Here is a 14,654-nt window from a genome sequence, read left to right as displayed (position 1 = left end):
ACTGCCTTGCCGTGCACGCCCGCCCCCGACCCTAGGCGATCGCACGGGTACTTTCTCCGCCATCCGGGGACAGCCGTACTGGCACTGGAGACGAAGAGGGCGGGTTCGGGGGTTCCGATCAAGGACGAAAGAGCGCCAGGTGTGACAGAACCCGCACACGACGACAGTCAGCCTCGTGTCCGTGACTCGCGCGTCCCGTCACCCGCCGCGTCCCGTCACCCGCCGCGTCCGTCACCCGCCGTCCCGCTTACGCGCGTGCGCGCAGTCCCTGGAGCACAGCGCTGATGATCTGGTCGGGGAGATCCTCGTCCAGCGGCGCGCCGGGCCGGTGCAGGGTGCGCATGAGCATGGGGCCGACCAGCAGTTCGTGCATCAACTCCACGCTCAGGTCGTCCCGTAGCTCACCGGAGGCGACCCCGCGCCGGATCAGGTCCATGGTCAGCGCGCGCCGGGGGTCGATGACCGTTCTGTGGTATTCCGCCCAGAGTTTGGGCTGGCTCTTCATCCCGACGACGACGTTGTGCAGCAGGACCGAGGAGCGCTGGGCGAGGCCGCGCCGGCGCATCGACTCCAGCACGACCCTGAGATCGTCGAGCGCCGAGGTGCCGGGCAGTTCGGGCTCCGGCGGCTCGATCTCGCGCAGGACGTCGAGGAACAGCTCCTCCTTGCCCTGCCAGCGCCGGTAGATGGTCGCCTTGCCGACACCCGCCGTACGGGCGATGCGTTCGACGGAGAGCGCGCCGAGCGGCACGCCGTCCTCCAGCAGGGTCACGACGGCTTCCAGGATCGCCCGCTCGACGGCCTCACTGCGTGGCCTGCCGCGCCGGTGTTCCTTCTCGTGACCCTGCTCCCGCACCTGTCTCCCCTCTCGCCGACCCCGGCCACCGCGTGCGCCGCTTAGGCCGCGTACGCCGCGCCGCGTTCTCCGCCGCGCGAATTCTCTCGTACCCGGCGACCCGCACACGGCGTATGCGGCGTACGCGGTGAGCGGGGCCTCGCTCTCAGCCGCGGGCGGCGGGCGCGGATTCCGGCGCCTCCTCGCTCCCCGCGAGCTTCCGGGGCTCCGGCAGGCCCGGCAGGAAGAGCGCGACCACCACGGCGCCGATCAGCGCGACGGCCGCCGAGCCGAGGGCCGTGACATGCATGGCGTCGAGGAACGCGTCGTAGGCCGAGCTGATCAGCGGCCGGCCCGCCGGACCCATCTTCTCCGCGACAGCGAGCGTCGCCTCGATCGACTCCCCCGCCGCGTCCCGCGCGCCGGCCGGGACCGCGCCGAGGTGCCCCTCGATCCCGCCCCGGTACGTCGCGGAGAGCACCGAGCCGAGTACGGCGATCCCGAGGGCGCCGCCGACCTGGCGGAAGGTGTTGTTGACGGCCGAGCCGGAACCGGCCTTCTCCCGGGGCAGCGCCTGCATGACCGCGACGGTGACCGGCGGCATGATGTGCGCCATTCCGGTGCCCTGGACGAAGAAGACGAGGCACAGCACCCAGACCGGGGTGTCCGCGCCGAAGAGCGCGAACGCCGCGAGCCCGGCCGCGACCAGCAGCATGCCGGCCGTGCAGACCGCGCGGGCGCCGAACCGGTCCACCACCAGCCGGGCCCGGGGCGCGAAGATCATCTGCGCCGCGGCGAGCGGCAGGATCAGCAGTCCGGACTGGAGCGCGCTGTAGCCGCGCACGCTCTGGAGGTAGAAGGCCGAGAAGAAGGTCACGCCCATCAGCGCGAAGAAGACCAGCGCGATGGCGGCGACGGCGGCGGCGAAGGCCGGCTTCCTGAAGTACGAGATGTCGATGGCCGGATGGCTGCTGCGCTTCTCGTGCCAGACGAAGAGGGCGAGTACGGCCACCCCGCCGAGCAGCGGGCCGAGCACGGTCAGGCCGGTGAAGTCCGCCAGCTCGCCGCCGCGGATGATCCCGTACACCAGCAGGACGAGTCCGACGATGGAGAGCGCGACGCCCAGCGGGTCGAGCCGGCCCGGCCTGGGGTCCTTGGAGTCCGGGACCAGCAGCACCATCGCGATCAGCGCGACCACGGCGACGGGAACGTTGACCAGGAAGATCGAGCCCCACCAGAAGTGTTCGAGCAGCAGACCGCCGGTGATCGGGCCGATGGCGATGCCGAGGCCCACGCTGCCCGCCCATATGCCGATGGCCTTGGGCTGCTCCTCGCGCTCGAAGACATTCATCAGGACGGCGAGGGTGGCGGGCATCACGAAGGCGGCGCCGAAGCCCATGAGGGCGCGGTAGCCGATGAGTTCGGCGGGCGATCCCGACAGGGCGGCGAGCGCCGAGCCGAGACCGAAGACGGCCGTGCCGAAGAGGAGCACCTTCTTGCGGCCGACGCGGTCACCGAGCAGTCCGGAGGTGAAGAGCAGTCCGGCGAAGACGAGCGTGTAGGAGTTGATCGCCCACTCCAGCTCGCTCTGGGTGGCGCCGATGCCGGTGGGCTCGGGGGCGGCGATCGTCTTGACCGCCACGTTCAGGATCGAGTTGTCCAGCACGACGATGAGCAGGCTGAACATCAGGACACCGAGTATGGCCCAGCGACGGCGGTGAACCGCCTCCGGGACCCGGGACTCGGGTATGCGGGGTGCGGCGCCAGCGGCGCCGGACGGTGTGGACATGGCGTACACCCTAGGCCGTTTTCAATACGAGACCGTCTCGTATTGGAAAGTCTTTGCACACGGCCCCCACTTCCCGGGACGGGTCCCGGGATGCCACCATGGAACCGGTCCGGGGACACCGTCAGGGTGCCTCGAGATGACGAAAGGGCCTTTGGCCATGACTGTTCAGACCGAGGCTGCTCAGAAGCCGCCCGCGGGACGCCCCGAAGCCGCCTCCAAGGCGCTGTACGGCGGCAAGAGTTCGCGGCGCGTCAGCGTCCATGACATCGCCGCCGCCAAGGAGCGCGGCGAGAAGTGGCCCATGCTCACCGCCTATGACGCGATGACAGCCTCCGTGTTCGACGAGGCCGGGATCCCGGTCATGCTCGTCGGCGACTCGATGGGCAACTGTCATCTGGGGTACGAGACGACCGTGCCCGTCACGCTGGACGAGATGACGATGCTCTCGGCGGCCGTCGTACGGGGCACGAAGCGCGCCCTGATCGTCGGCGACCTGCCGTTCGGCTCGTACCAGGAAGGGCCGGTCCAGGCCCTGCGCAGCGCCACACGGCTGGTGAAGGACGCGGGCGTGGGCGCGGTCAAGCTGGAGGGCGGCGAGCGTTCGCACACCCAGATCGAGCTGCTGGTGCGGGCCGGCATCCCGGTGATGGGACACATCGGGCTCACCCCGCAGTCCGTCAACACCCTCGGCTACCGGGTGCAGGGCCGCGGCGAGGAAGCCGCGCAGCAACTGCTGCGCGACGCCAAGGCGGTACAGGACGCGGGGGCGTTCGCGGTCGTGCTCGAACTGGTCCCCGCCGAGCTGGCCGCCGAGGTCACGCGCATCCTGCACATCCCGACCATCGGGATCGGCGCGGGGCCGGAGACGGACGCGCAGGTCCTCGTCTATACGGACATGGTCGGGCTGACCGGAGGGAAGGTGCCGCGCTTCACGAAGCAGTACGCGAATCTCCGGCAGACGCTCGGGGACGCGGCGAGGGAGTTTGCGGACGAGGTCATTGGAGGAACGTTCCCTCAGGAGGAACACACGTTCCACTAGAGCCTGGGCCTCATCCGGGACCCGCGCCGGTTCCTGTCCGGCCGCGCGCCTCCCGGGGGCGCCCACGAAGCCACTGCCCGCACGGACGACAGCCCGCCGATCTTCCCCCGTCGGCGGGCTGTCGGCTGTCCGACAGCCTCTCGACAGCGGCTTGTCGGCGGCTTGTCGGTGGATTGTCGGTGGCGGCTGGTCCACTGGTGTCATGACTCGAATCGACAAGAACCCCAACGGCAGCCGCACGGGCAACGCCGTCGAGGTACGGGGGCTGGTCAAGCACTACGGCGGACCACAGGGCACCCGGGCTCTCGACGGAGTGGACCTCGATGTGCGCGAGGGCACCGTCCTCGGTGTGCTCGGGCCCAACGGCGCCGGCAAGACAACGCTCGTCCGTATTCTCTCCACGCTCGTCCAGCCGGACGCCGGGACCGCGATGGTCGCCGGTTACGACGTACTGCGCCAGCCGCGCCAGCTGCGCCGCAGGATCGGTCTCACCGGCCAGTACGCCTCGGTCGACGAGAAGCTCTCCGGCTGGGAGAACCTGTACATGATCGGCCGGCTGCTCGATCTGTCCCGCAAGGACGCCCGCCGCCGTGCCGACGAGCTGCTGGAGCGCTTCTCCCTCACCGAGGCGGCGAAGAAGCCCGCGATGCAGTACTCCGGCGGTATGCGGCGGCGGCTCGACCTGGCGGCGTCGATGATCGGACAGCCGTCGGTGCTGTATCTGGACGAGCCGACCACCGGGCTCGACCCGCGTACCCGCAACGAGGTCTGGGACGAGGTGCAGCGGATGGTCGCGGAGGGTGCCACCGTCCTGCTCACCACGCAGTACATGGAAGAGGCCGAGCAGCTGGCCAGCGAGCTGACGGTCATCGACCGCGGCCGGGTCATCGCCAACGGCAAGGTGGACGAGCTGAAGGCCAAGGTCGGCGGCCGTACGCTCCAGATCCGGCCCGCGGATCCGGCGCAGCTCCCGGCGATGGCGCGGGCGATCGCCGAGACCGGGCTCGACGGTCTGGCCGGCGCGCAGGCCGTCCCGGACGAGGGCCTGCTGTACGTACCGATCCTGAGCGATGAGCAACTGACCGCGGTCGTCGGCCTGCTGGGCGAGCGCGGCTTCGGGATCGCCCATATCGGCACCCACCTCCCGAGCCTGGACGAAGTGTTCCTGGCCATCACCGGCCAGAAGACGGCCTCCGTGTCCGACACCACACCCGAGGAGGTCGCGGCATGAGCACGACCACACTGCCCACGTCCGCGCCCGAGAAGGCACCCGCGCCGTCGCACGCCACCGTCGCCGACGAGGGCCGGATCGGACTGCGCGCCAATCTGCGGCACATCGGCGCGCTGGTCCGCCGCAACGCCCTCCAGATCAAGCAGGACCCGGAGTCGATGTTCGACGTCCTGCTGATGCCGATCATCTTCACGCTGCTGTTCGTGTACGTCTTCGGCGGCTCCGTGGGCGCGAGCCTCGGCGGCAGCCGTGAGGAGTATGTGAACTATGTGATCCCCGGTCTGATGGCGATGATGGGCATGAATATCGCGATGGCGGTCGGCACGGGCGTGAACGACGACTTCCGCAAGGGGGTCATGGACCGGTTCCGTACGATGCCGATCGCCCGGTCGTCGGTGCTGATCGCCAAGATCGTCGTCGAGATCGGCCGGATGCTGGTCGCCACCGCCATCCTGCTCGGCATGGGTTTCCTGCTCGGCATGGAGATCAAGACGTCGGTGCTCGATCTGCTCGGAGCCGTCGGTCTCTCCCTGGTGTTCGGCGCCTCGCTGATGTGGATCTTCATATTGCTCGGGCTCACCATGAAGACGGCGCAGGCCGTCCAGGGGGTGGCGATGCTCGTACTGATGCCCCTCCAGTTCGGCTCGTCGATCTTCGCCCCGCCGTCCACGATGCCCGGCTGGCTCCAGGCGTTCACCGACTACAACCCGCTGTCCAATCTCGCGGACGCGGCGCGGAGTCTGATAAACGGCGGCCCTGTCGCGCACTCGATGTGGATGACGCTGGGGTGGGCGGCGGCGATCACGCTGGTGACGGCGCCGCTCGCGGTGGCCAAGTTCCGGAAGAAGTCCTGACGTTCCGAAGCCGGGATCCGGCGGGCCCGGGGTCGGGTCCGGATCCGGCGGGTCCGGATCCGGCGGGTTCAGGACCCCGGCGGATCCCGGACCCCGGCGGATTCAGCATCCGGCGAGGGCGGTGGCCTCCTCCAGTGTGAGGCCGCCGCCCTCGGCGAGGGCCTGCTCGAACGTGGCGTCGCCGAGCAGGGCCGCCACGGTCTCTCGCGCGCGCTTCTCGATATGCCGCTCCGTGAACGTGGGGTGGTGCCCGGCGGACGCCAGCTTCTCGTACGCGCCGATCAGCCGGGCCGCGTCCCGGCCACGCTCCCGGTCGCCCGCCTCGGCGGCCAGACCGCCCAGCGCCCAGGCGACCGTCGTCAGATGGACCGCGACCATATCGGGGGCGACCAGGAGCGAGAGCGGCGACAGCGCCGCCTCCAGGGCCAGGCGGGACGCGTCCAGCGCGGTGGCGTAATGGCCGTCCGCGCAGTCCAGCCAGGCGAAGACGCCCTGGACGAAACCCTCGAAGATGGCCAGCGTCTCGGAGCGGAACACATCGAGCAGCAGGTTGAGCTGTTCACGCGCCTCGTCCCCGCGCCCGGTATAACCCAGCCACAGCGCGAGAAAGAGCCGGGCCGCGGGCCGCGCCTCGTGCCAGGTGTCGCGCCCTTCGGCCAGCACCTCACGGAGGATGCGCTCGCCCTCGTCGCCCGGCCCGGTCTCGAACATGGTCGCCGCCAGCCGGGAGCGCAACAGCGCGGCCTGGCTCTGCGCGCCGAGCCCCTCGGCGTAGGCGATGGCGGCCCGGTAGTCGTCGGCGGCGAGGAGGTACTCCCCCGCCCTCTCCCTGGCCTCGCCCCGCGAGGACAGCGCCTCGGCGGCGCCCCAGGTGTCGCCGAGCCGCTGGAAGATCCCCAGACTGCGGTCGGCGTCCCGGCTCGCGTCCCCGGCCCAATCGCGGTGATTCGCGAAGATATTGGCGCGTACGTGCAGCGCGCCGGCCAGCTCCCACTCGTAACCGAGCCCCTCGCAGGCCCGTACGGTCTCGTCCACGACCCGTCTCAGCCCCTCGGAGTCCCCGGTGAGCATGTACGCGAAGACCCATAGCGTGCCGGGGAACCGGCAGGTCTGCGGAAGTCCGGGCCGGTAGGCACCGGCGACCTCGCGCAGCCACGCGTGCCGCTCGGGTGTGGTCCAGTCCTCCGCCTCGTGATTCATGCTGACGATCCCGATCAGCCGCACCTGGCGCCGGGCCTCCTGGAGCACGTCGGGGGCCATGGGCGGTGGCGCGTCCGTGCACCGTCGCGAGATGGCGGGAGCGGGCTCCACGGGCGGGGCGAACGGATCGGGTCCCAGATCCGCGGCGGCGCCCGCCCAGTGACGGGCGTCGGCGCGCAGATCGAGCATCTGCCAGAGCCAGCCGAGGGAGAGTACGAAACAGAGCACCTCCTGCTCGTCGCGGGCGGCGACGGCGCGGCGCAGCGCGGTGCGCAGATTCTCGTACTCCAGCTGGAAGCGGGCGATCGCGGCGTGCTGGCCGGGGCCGCGCAGCGCGGGATCGGTGGTACGGGCCAGCTCCCGGTAGTACACGAGATGCCGCTGCTCGGCGGCGGCCCGGTCACCGGCCTGGTCGAGCCGCTCGGCGGTGTACTCGGCGACGGTTTCCAGCAGCCGGTAACGCATGTCGCCGTCCGGCGCGGGGGTGGCGACGACGAGGGACTTGTCGATGAGCGAACCGAGAAGCCGGGCGACGTCCTGGGAGGGGACGGGGTGCGATGGGGGGTGCGGGGCGGCGGGGGCGTCCGGGACGGCCGGGCGGTGGGGGCCATCCGGGGCAGCGGAGGCGTCCGGAGCGTGCATGGCGGACGGGACATCCGGGGCGGCGGAGGCGGCCTGAGCGGCCGGGCGGTGCGGGCCCTCCGGGACGGGCCGGCGGTGCGGGGCGTGCGGGCCCTCCGGGCGGTGCGGGGCAGCGGAGGCGTCCGGAGCGTGCCGGCCATCCGGGACGGCGGAGGCGGCCGTGGCGTGCACGGCGGACGGACCGTCCGTGGCGGCGGGGGCGGCCGAGCGGTGCGGTCCGTCCGGGCGGTGCGGGGCTCGCGTACCGCTCGTGCCGTACGCGCTCCCCGGTCCGTACGCGCCGCCCGGTCCATACGCGCCGGACGCGCCGCGCGCGGCGTCCGGGCCCGTCGGCCCATCCGCGCAGACCGACTCGGCGGCCGTCAGTCCACAGCCGCCCGCGAAGACCGACAGCCGCCGCAGCACGGCGCGTTCGGACGCGTCGAGCAGGTCCCAGGACCAGTCGACGACGGCGCGCAGCGTCTGCTGCCGCGGCAGGACCGTCCGGCTCCCGCTGCTCAGCAGCCGGAAACGGTCATCGAGACGATCCGCGATCTGACGCGGCGTCAACATCCGTAGCCGCGCCGCCGCCAGCTCGATCGCCAGCGGCAGACCGTCAAGACGACGACAGATCTCCGCCACCGCCTCCGCATCCCCCGCCGCGTCGAACCCCGGCCGCACCGCCCGCGCACGCTCCGCGAACAACCGATGCGCCGGATCCGGCGGCAACGGCTCCACCGGCCGCACCGACTCCCCCGGCACCCCCAACGGCTCCCGACTCGTCGCCAGAATGGTCAGCTCCGGACAGCGGGCGAGCAGTTCCTCGGCGAGGGCCGCGGCGGCGCCGATCACATGCTCGCAGTTGTCGAGGAGGAGCAGCATGCGCCGGCGCGCGCAGTGCTCGGCCAGCCGTACGAGCGGCTCACCGGCGTGCCGGTCGGCGGCCCGCAGCTCCTCGGCCCCGGCGCCCCGCAGTACGGTCTCCCGTGCTCCGAGCGCGGTCAGTACGGCCTCGGGCACGGTCTCGGGATCGTTCACGGGCGCCAGTTCGGCAAGCCATACGCCGTCGGGCCACCCCTCGGCCATCAGCTCGGCGGCCTCCTGCGAGAGCCGGGTCTTTCCCGCGCCGCCGGGGCCGAGCAGGGTGACGAGCCTGGCGCGGCCCAGATCGCCGCGGATGGCTTCGATGTCGCCTTCGCGCCCGACGAAGCTGGTCAGCCGCGCGCGGAGGTTGCCGGGCGGTGCGGCGGGGAGCGTAGCCCGGACCGGTGGGTGGGTACGACCGGGGGACGTGGCGGTCGTACGGCCGGACCGCCCGCCGCTCGCGGCCCGCCCGTCGGACGAGCCGGACCCACCGGACCCGCCAATCCCACCGGACCCGCCGATCCCACTCGACCCGCCGATTCCACCGGTCCCGCCTGCCCTGCCTGAGCTGCCTGTCCCGTCAGCGCCCTGGAGCAACTCCTCGTGCAGGGACCGCAGTTCCGGGCCGGGGTCGGTGCCGAGGCGGGCCGCCAGCACCCGGCGTACGCGGTCGTACGCGGCCAGGGCCTCGGCCGGTCGTGCCGCGTCGCGCAGGGCGCGGATACGCAGCGCCTGGAGCGGCTCGTCGAGCGGGAACTCCTCGCAGAGCGCCGCCAGTTCGGGCAGCGTGTCCTCGGCGCGGCCGAGGGCGAGCGCGGCCGTGAGCCACGCCCTGCGGGCCTCCAGCCGGCGGCTCTCCCAGCGGGCCGCCTCGGTCGTACGGTCGGGGAGGTCGGCCAGCGCGGGACCGCGCCAGAGCGCCAGCGCCTCGTCCAGAAGGCTCGCCGCCTTGGTCGCGTCACCGTCCGCCAGGGCCCGCGCACCCTCCCCGGCGAGCCGGCCGAAGCGGTGGAGATCGACGTCCTCCTCGTCGGCGCGGAGCAGGTAGCCGCCCTCCACGGAGGAGACCGCAGCAGGCCCGAGCGCCCGGCGCAGCCGCCCGACCAGCGCCTGGAGCGCCCCCACCGCGTCGGCGGGCGGATCACCATCCCAGACCTCGTCGACGAGCTGGGCGACCGGAACCGTACGGCCGGGCCGCAGGGCGAGCACCGTCAGCAGGGCACGCAGCCGCGCACCGCCGAGGGCGACGGGGGTGCCGTCGTCGTGCAGTGCCCGTGTGGTGCCGAGGAGCCGGTAGCGCATCCGCCCATTGTCCGTGAATGCCGCCAGGAAGGCCGACCCGATTTATTCCGTCGCGAATCCGACCAGCACGCCGGTCGCGTCGCGCCGGTGGCTCTCTCCCCGGGGCGCGGGCGGCTGGGCGAGCGTGGTGAACCACTCGGGGCAGTCCTGCCAGGTCCAGGCGTCGCGGGCGCCCGAGGGCAGCATCAGCAGGGGTCAGGACACCTCGTCGCCGACGGAGAAGGCTCGCCACAGCATTCCGGCTGCCGCCGGCCGCCGGCTGTCGTACCTGATCTTCCACATCGCCATCCGAGCCGGCCCTTCCCGGAACCGGGACCCGTTGCCCAGACGTTATCGGCGTGGCCGAACGCTTCCGTTCTGCCCGCTGTACGGTCGGGCGACGACGACCGCCGTCCCGCGCCGTCCACGCCGTCCCGCGCCGTTCTGGGCCGGGCATCCGGCCGCCGTCCGTGCCGCCTACGGTAGGACCGGTCCGACCGACGTCCCGTGCCCGCCGTCCCACGCCCCCCGAGGAGCCCCCTCCATGACCACCGCCTCCTCCCGCCGCGGCGACCGGCGGATCTCCCCCGTCTTCCTGGGGATCGCCGCTGTCACCGCGGTCGCGGGCTGGGCCGTGTGGACGGACTTCGCGGCGAACATCCGGATCGCCGTCTTCCTGTTCGTCACCGGCGCCTGGATCGTCTCGCTCTGTCTGCACGAGTACGCGCACGCCCGTACCGCACTGCACAGCGGGGACATCTCGGTCGGGGCGAAGGGCTATCTGACGCTCAACCCCCTCAAGTACACGCACGCACTGCTGTCCATCGTGCTGCCGGTGATCTTCGTGATCCTGGGCGGTATCGGTCTGCCGGGCGGCGCGGTCTTCATCGAGCGCCACCGCATCCGTGGCCGCTGGCGGCACAGCCTGATCTCCGCGGCCGGCCCGCTGACGAACGTACTGTTCGCCCTCGTCTGCACCGCCCCCTTCTGGCTGAACGCCCTCTCCGGCGTCCCGACGGGCTTCCGCTACGCCCTGGGCTTCCTCGCGCTGCTCCAGATCACCGCGGCGATCCTCAACTTCCTGCCGGTCCCGGGCCTCGACGGCTACGGAGTGGTGGAGCCCTGGCTCTCCTACAAGATCCGCCGCCAGGTGGAGCCGATCGCCCCGTACGGACTGCTCGCCGTCTTCGTCCTGCTCTTCTTCATCCCCCAGGTGAACGCGGCCTTCTTCGACCTGATCCACACGATCCTGCGCGGGCTGGGCGTCTCGGAGCTGGACAGTTACTGCGGACGCGATCTCTTCAGCTTCTGGACCACGAGGAACGAATTCGTCTGCGGCGCGGTCGGGCAGTAGCGTCCCTCGCGATCGGCCCGTCGGCCACCTAACGGAACGCGTCGATCCAGTGGTCGCCCGGGGGCGGCACGAAGTAGTACCCACCGCCGGTGGTCAGCAGATACTTGGCCATCGCCTCACCCTCCAGCCGCTTCTGCACGGCCTCGAACCCCTTCGCCAGATCGCGCTGGAAGCACGAGAAGACAAGCCCGGTGTCGCCATCCCCCCGGTCATAGCTGTAGCTGCGCCGAACGAGCGGCGGCGGATCACGGCGGTCGGGCACGGCGAGCCGTACATGCGAGTCGAGCGGGGTGAACCGGCCCTTGGGATCGGCCGCGAAGTTCGGCTCCTCGTCCGTGGGCGCCCCGTCGAGCCACCGCCCGTCACGCCGACGCCCGATGATCCGCTCCTGCTCGGAAACGGAGTCCCTGTCCCACAACTCGGTCGCCAACCGGATGACCCGCACGACCTGATAACTCCCGCCCACAGCCCACTCCGGCTCGCCCTGACCGGCCCGTACGAGAGCGCGGTCCGCGGTCTCCCGGTCACCGGCCGGATTCCCGAACCCCTCGGTGAAGTGGAAGGGATTACGGGCCAGCCCCCGGCCACCCTCTTCCCGGTTCCCGGCCCGGAACCCCTCGATCCGCCACCGCTCCCGCCACCCGGGAACGGCGGGCAACAACCGCTCGACCGCCGTCCGCACCTCGCCGGCCCGGTCCCCCGCGACCTGTACGAGCACATCGCCGTGCGACCCCGCCGGATCCAGCAGATCCCCGGCGAACGCGGGCATCTCGGCCAACTGCCGCGGACGGCCGCCCCCGCCCCGGCTCTCGCCCCCGGCATCACCACTCCCGCCCGCGGCCCGCACGCCATAAACGGCAGCGCCCCCCACCGCAAGCCCGGCCGCCGAAGAGGCGAGCAGCAAAGATCTCCGTCTGACCATCGGTGTCAACTCATCCTTGCATCGCACATACGGCTCAACCGAGGCCCAGCGCCATCACGTTGATTCAGCCCATCCCTGCACATTCGACATCGATTCAATGGCAAACCCACCACTCATCACCATTTCACTGCCGACTTTCTTCTCGTAAACACTGGAAGTGATGTAGAGAAGCCCCTCGGCAGCCTGCGAAAATGGAGCGACGAAACGCGCAAAGTCAGAGCTCGCCCTCAAAGTGGCATCGTATGCATCCCTGCCGGCCAAGATGCACGCGCAACGCGCATACAAGAAATGGTCGCCCGTTTGCGACAGCTCCAAACCGCCCGCAAGTACCACCGGGATCTCCGCAAGTTCCCGCCTGTCGATCCCGTAAAGAGCCTCGCGCAACTTTTCAGAAAACTTGACCAAATCGACTGGATCCAACTCTTCAAGTCGCCCGGAGAGCCGATCAAGAGCCAACCGCACATCTTCTCCCGATTGCGCGGGATTCGATCCAATAATGCGCCAGAAATCAATCACGCGATCCACCCTCACCAGAGCCCCAATTGCTGAAACCCTCTTTGCCGCAGCTTCTTCTTGCCGGGCGAAGTGATGTCGTTACCCAACTGAACCCCCTGGCGCTTCAACTCTTCCATGCGGAGGTGCTCGGCGATGAAAACGTCATCTTCCGCGCCACAGACGTGCGTGCACTTGACATCATCGAGGTGCCTCAACCGCCCACTGTCAAGGTGATCCTTTGCGTGCGGTGGCTGATCGCCGTGATCTGGATCCAGGTGCCGGAGCTCGTGCGGAGCCACTGGCCCGGCTGGAGGTCCCCGGCGTCGGTCCATTCCTTGAGGTCAGGGAGCCAGAAGGGGTGGCCGTCGGTCGCGGTGATCTTTCCGGTGCCGTCAGAGCTCTCGACTGTGATGTCCGTCAGGGACTTGTCGCCCCATCCCTGGATCAGGGTGGTGACCTCGCGGGGGCCCGTCTCGTCGGATTCGGGGTCCGTCGCGAGGACCTTGTCCCCGACCCGTACGTCCTTGATGGGTTTGCGGGTGCCGTCCGCCCATCAGGACCGGGGTGTCGCCGGTGAAGCTGTTCTTGCAGCCGATGCGGCTCGCGAGCTTGCCGCCGCCCGCCGTGCCGAGCATTCCGCTCAGGCAGCCCAGGGCCGCCGAGGAGGCGACCTGGCCCCAGTTGACCTTGCGGCCCGAGAGGCGCTGGGTGAGCCAGTCCAGGCCGCCGTCGAAGAGGGCGCCGCCGGCGCAGCCGATCAGGAGGGGGTTGTTGCCCGAGGGGTCGGTGTACGTCGTGGGTGAACTCAGCGCGTACTGGTAGAGGTTGGCGCCGCCCGCGAACCCGATGGGGTCCTGGGAGATGAAGCGCCCGGTCTCGGGGTCGTAGTAACGGCTGCGGTAGTAGAGCAGGCCCGTGCCATCGCTCTCGCGGCCGGTGAAGGTGTACGGGTTGCCCGAGTCCGCGCCCGACGCCGTGGGCTGACCGTACGGGTCGTACGTGTAGCGGGTGGCGATCGTGCCGTCCTGGTCGGCGAGGCCGACGACCGTACCGAGGGCGTCGGTCAGATAGATCTGGGTCCGGCCGCTCTCCGTGCGGGTCAGATACTCGTCTAGGCGAGGTGGCCAACGTCGCCGCCGTCTCGCCCGAACCCGACTGTTCCACGAGGGGGTTGGAGCCGTCGGTGAGGAATCTCTGCGTCGTGCCATCGAGCGTCCTGGCCGAACGCGTGCCGAGCGGGTCGTACGCGAAGGTGCTGCTCCGGCCGCCCGTCTCGGTCAGGCCGGTCAGCTCGCCCCGGGCGTTCCAGTCGTACGTCCGCTTGCCGTCGGACGTGAGCTGCCCCTCGGCGTCGTACGTGAAGGAGCGGCCGTTGAAGGTGGTGAGCCGGTTGTCCTTGCCGAAGACCGCGCCCGTCTCGGCCGCCGGGAGGGCGACGCTCGCGAGGACACCCGAGGTGTCGTAGCCGTAGGTCGTGGTCGTCCCGGCCGCCGTCATCTCCTTGCGGCGGTCCGCACCGTCGTAGTCGTAGCCGACGGTGCCGGTCGGACCGGTGACGGTCGTGGTCCGGTCGTAGGCGTCGTAGGTGAAGGACCGCGTGCCCGACACCGTGTCGGTGACGGTCCTGGGCAGGTCGACGCCGTCGTAGGCGTACGTCACCGTCGACTGCGCCTGACCCGCCGCGGCCACGCCGTACTTGGCGTTCTTGGCCCGGCCCAGCAGGTCGTACTCCGCGGTGGCGACCTGGCCCGCCCGGCCGGTGACCTTGGCCGGCTGCCCCGCCGGGTCATAACCGAAGAGCGCCCGCGCCCCGAGCGGGTCGGTGGCCGACGTGGGGCGGTCGGCGGTGTGACAGTGCCGATGACGCCGCCCGGGTGTGGGGCCGGGCGGCCGTGGGGCGTTTGCGGGTGTGGGGGACACTGGAGCGCGAACGACGACAGCCCACGACGCCCCGACAGGAGCCAACCCCCATGCCCCGCCTCGCTCTGTACGCCCTCGCCGTCTGCGTCCTCACCGTCGCCGCGGCCGTGGTCTCCTTCGTCCAGGGGAACTGGCTCGGCATCGTGTGGGTGCTGCTGGCCGGGCTGTCGTCCAACATGGCCTGGTACTACGTACGCAAGGCGAGGGCCGAGCGCGAGGCCCGTACGGCGACGGCCGCGGGCTGACGGC

At 71.0% G+C, this 14,654-nt stretch carries 14 protein-coding genes and 1 pseudogene; 6 read left to right on the top strand and 9 right to left on the bottom strand.

Annotation, left to right across the window (positions count from 1 at the left end; genetic code table 11):
* Positions 1–247 precede the first annotated feature (247 nt).
* Positions 248–856 carry a TetR/AcrR family transcriptional regulator gene (locus ACFRKB_RS22180; protein ID WP_383107986.1) on the bottom strand — a complete coding sequence of 203 codons (609 nt, stop codon included), beginning with the start codon at positions 854–856 and terminating at the stop codon, positions 248–250.
* Between the two features lie 145 nt (positions 857–1,001).
* Positions 1,002–2,624: an MFS transporter gene (locus ACFRKB_RS22175; RefSeq protein WP_383107985.1), complete on the bottom strand. Its 1,623-nt coding sequence runs from the start codon at positions 2,622–2,624 to the stop codon at positions 1,002–1,004.
* 157 nt (positions 2,625–2,781) lie between these two features.
* Between ACFRKB_RS22175 and panB the strand changes: the two genes are divergently transcribed.
* The 3 genes from panB to ACFRKB_RS22160 all read left to right on the top strand — a co-directional run bounded on the left by panB (position 2,782) and on the right by ACFRKB_RS22160 (position 5,748).
* A complete protein-coding gene (gene panB, locus ACFRKB_RS22170; protein ID WP_383107984.1) occupies positions 2,782–3,663 on the top strand; it encodes a 3-methyl-2-oxobutanoate hydroxymethyltransferase in 882 nt (293 codons plus the stop codon).
* A 202-nt stretch (positions 3,664–3,865) separates the two neighbouring features.
* Entirely contained in the window at positions 3,866–4,894 is a 1,029-nt protein-coding gene (locus tag ACFRKB_RS22165; protein ID WP_383107982.1) for an ATP-binding cassette domain-containing protein, read from the top strand.
* Positions 4,891–5,748 (top strand): ABC transporter permease, encoded by an 858-nt coding sequence (locus tag ACFRKB_RS22160; RefSeq protein WP_365970920.1) that lies wholly within the window; start codon positions 4,891–4,893, stop codon positions 5,746–5,748. The genes ACFRKB_RS22165 and ACFRKB_RS22160 overlap by 4 nt, the downstream gene beginning before the upstream one ends.
* 102 nt (positions 5,749–5,850) lie before the next feature.
* Here ACFRKB_RS22160 and ACFRKB_RS22155 read toward each other — a convergent pair whose 3' ends face one another.
* Both ACFRKB_RS22155 and ACFRKB_RS22150 read right to left on the bottom strand, forming a co-directional pair.
* On the bottom strand, positions 5,851–9,735 hold the full coding sequence (locus tag ACFRKB_RS22155; RefSeq protein WP_383107981.1) for a BTAD domain-containing putative transcriptional regulator: 3,885 nt from the start codon (positions 9,733–9,735) through the stop codon (positions 5,851–5,853).
* A gap of 42 nt (positions 9,736–9,777) precedes the next feature.
* The gene (locus ACFRKB_RS22150) at positions 9,778–9,921 is read right to left on the bottom strand and encodes a hypothetical protein (protein WP_383107980.1); all 144 of its coding nucleotides are present in this window, start codon (positions 9,919–9,921) and stop codon (positions 9,778–9,780) included.
* A gap of 337 nt (positions 9,922–10,258) precedes the next feature.
* Here ACFRKB_RS22150 and ACFRKB_RS22145 point away from each other — a divergent pair, with 337 nt between their 5' ends.
* Positions 10,259–11,068: a site-2 protease family protein gene (locus ACFRKB_RS22145; protein WP_383107979.1), complete on the top strand. Its 810-nt coding sequence runs from the start codon at positions 10,259–10,261 to the stop codon at positions 11,066–11,068.
* A 28-nt stretch (positions 11,069–11,096) separates the two neighbouring features.
* Here the strand turns inward: ACFRKB_RS22145 and ACFRKB_RS22140 are convergent, their stop codons facing one another.
* The 5 genes and pseudogenes from ACFRKB_RS22140 to ACFRKB_RS22120 all read right to left on the bottom strand — a co-directional run.
* Positions 11,097–11,990, bottom strand: a complete 894-nt coding sequence (locus tag ACFRKB_RS22140) for a Dyp-type peroxidase (protein WP_383107978.1) — start codon at positions 11,988–11,990, stop codon at positions 11,097–11,099.
* 54 nt (positions 11,991–12,044) lie between these two features.
* On the bottom strand, positions 12,045–12,506 hold the full coding sequence (locus tag ACFRKB_RS22135; RefSeq protein ID WP_383107977.1) for a DUF4240 domain-containing protein: 462 nt from the start codon (positions 12,504–12,506) through the stop codon (positions 12,045–12,047).
* 11 nt (positions 12,507–12,517) lie between these two features.
* Positions 12,518–12,700 carry a hypothetical protein gene (locus ACFRKB_RS22130; RefSeq protein ID WP_383107976.1) on the bottom strand — a complete coding sequence of 61 codons (183 nt, stop codon included), beginning with the start codon at positions 12,698–12,700 and terminating at the stop codon, positions 12,518–12,520.
* Positions 12,697–13,014, bottom strand: a complete 318-nt coding sequence (locus tag ACFRKB_RS22125; RefSeq protein WP_383108141.1) for a polymorphic toxin-type HINT domain-containing protein — start codon at positions 13,012–13,014, stop codon at positions 12,697–12,699. Before ACFRKB_RS22125 ends, ACFRKB_RS22130 begins: the two co-directional genes overlap by 4 nt.
* A 256-nt stretch (positions 13,015–13,270) precedes the next feature.
* Positions 13,271–13,693 (bottom strand): annotated as a pseudogene (locus tag ACFRKB_RS22120) (RHS repeat-associated core domain-containing protein); the annotation flags it as partial.
* Here ACFRKB_RS22120 and ACFRKB_RS38950 point away from each other — a divergent pair.
* Positions 13,687–13,950 carry a hypothetical protein gene (locus ACFRKB_RS38950; RefSeq protein ID WP_463291748.1) on the top strand — a complete coding sequence of 88 codons (264 nt, stop codon included), beginning with the start codon at positions 13,687–13,689 and terminating at the stop codon, positions 13,948–13,950. The pseudogene ACFRKB_RS22120 and the gene ACFRKB_RS38950 overlap by 7 nt on opposite strands.
* 505 nt (positions 13,951–14,455) lie before the next feature.
* A complete protein-coding gene (locus ACFRKB_RS22110; protein WP_030352687.1) occupies positions 14,456–14,650 on the top strand; it encodes a hypothetical protein in 195 nt (64 codons plus the stop codon).
* Positions 14,651–14,654: the final 4 nt, after the last annotated feature.

This window comes from Streptomyces scopuliridis, from assembly GCF_042790125.1.
GTDB lineage: Bacteria > Actinomycetota > Actinomycetes > Streptomycetales > Streptomycetaceae > Streptomyces > Streptomyces scopuliridis_A.
The sequence above is the reverse complement of the archived record's forward strand: the minus strand, read 5'-3'. Positions and strand labels throughout refer to the sequence as shown.

Coding starts and splice junctions, on each gene's coding strand:
- ACFRKB_RS22145 (WP_383107979.1), top strand. CDS start 10,259: ATGACCACCGCCTCCTCCCGCCGCGGCGACCGGCGGATCTCCCCCGTC.
- ACFRKB_RS22175 (WP_383107985.1), bottom strand. CDS start 2,624: ATGTCCACACCGTCCGGCGCCGCTGGCGCCGCACCCCGCATACCCGAG.
- ACFRKB_RS22165 (WP_383107982.1), top strand. CDS start 3,866: ATGACTCGAATCGACAAGAACCCCAACGGCAGCCGCACGGGCAACGCC.
- ACFRKB_RS22160 (WP_365970920.1), top strand. CDS start 4,891: ATGAGCACGACCACACTGCCCACGTCCGCGCCCGAGAAGGCACCCGCG.
- ACFRKB_RS22155 (WP_383107981.1), bottom strand. CDS start 9,735: ATGCGCTACCGGCTCCTCGGCACCACACGGGCACTGCACGACGACGGC.
- panB (WP_383107984.1), top strand. CDS start 2,782: ATGACTGTTCAGACCGAGGCTGCTCAGAAGCCGCCCGCGGGACGCCCC.
- ACFRKB_RS22150 (WP_383107980.1), bottom strand. CDS start 9,921: ATGCTGCCCTCGGGCGCCCGCGACGCCTGGACCTGGCAGGACTGCCCC.
- ACFRKB_RS22140 (WP_383107978.1), bottom strand. CDS start 11,990: ATGGTCAGACGGAGATCTTTGCTGCTCGCCTCTTCGGCGGCCGGGCTT.
- ACFRKB_RS22110 (WP_030352687.1), top strand. CDS start 14,456: ATGCCCCGCCTCGCTCTGTACGCCCTCGCCGTCTGCGTCCTCACCGTC.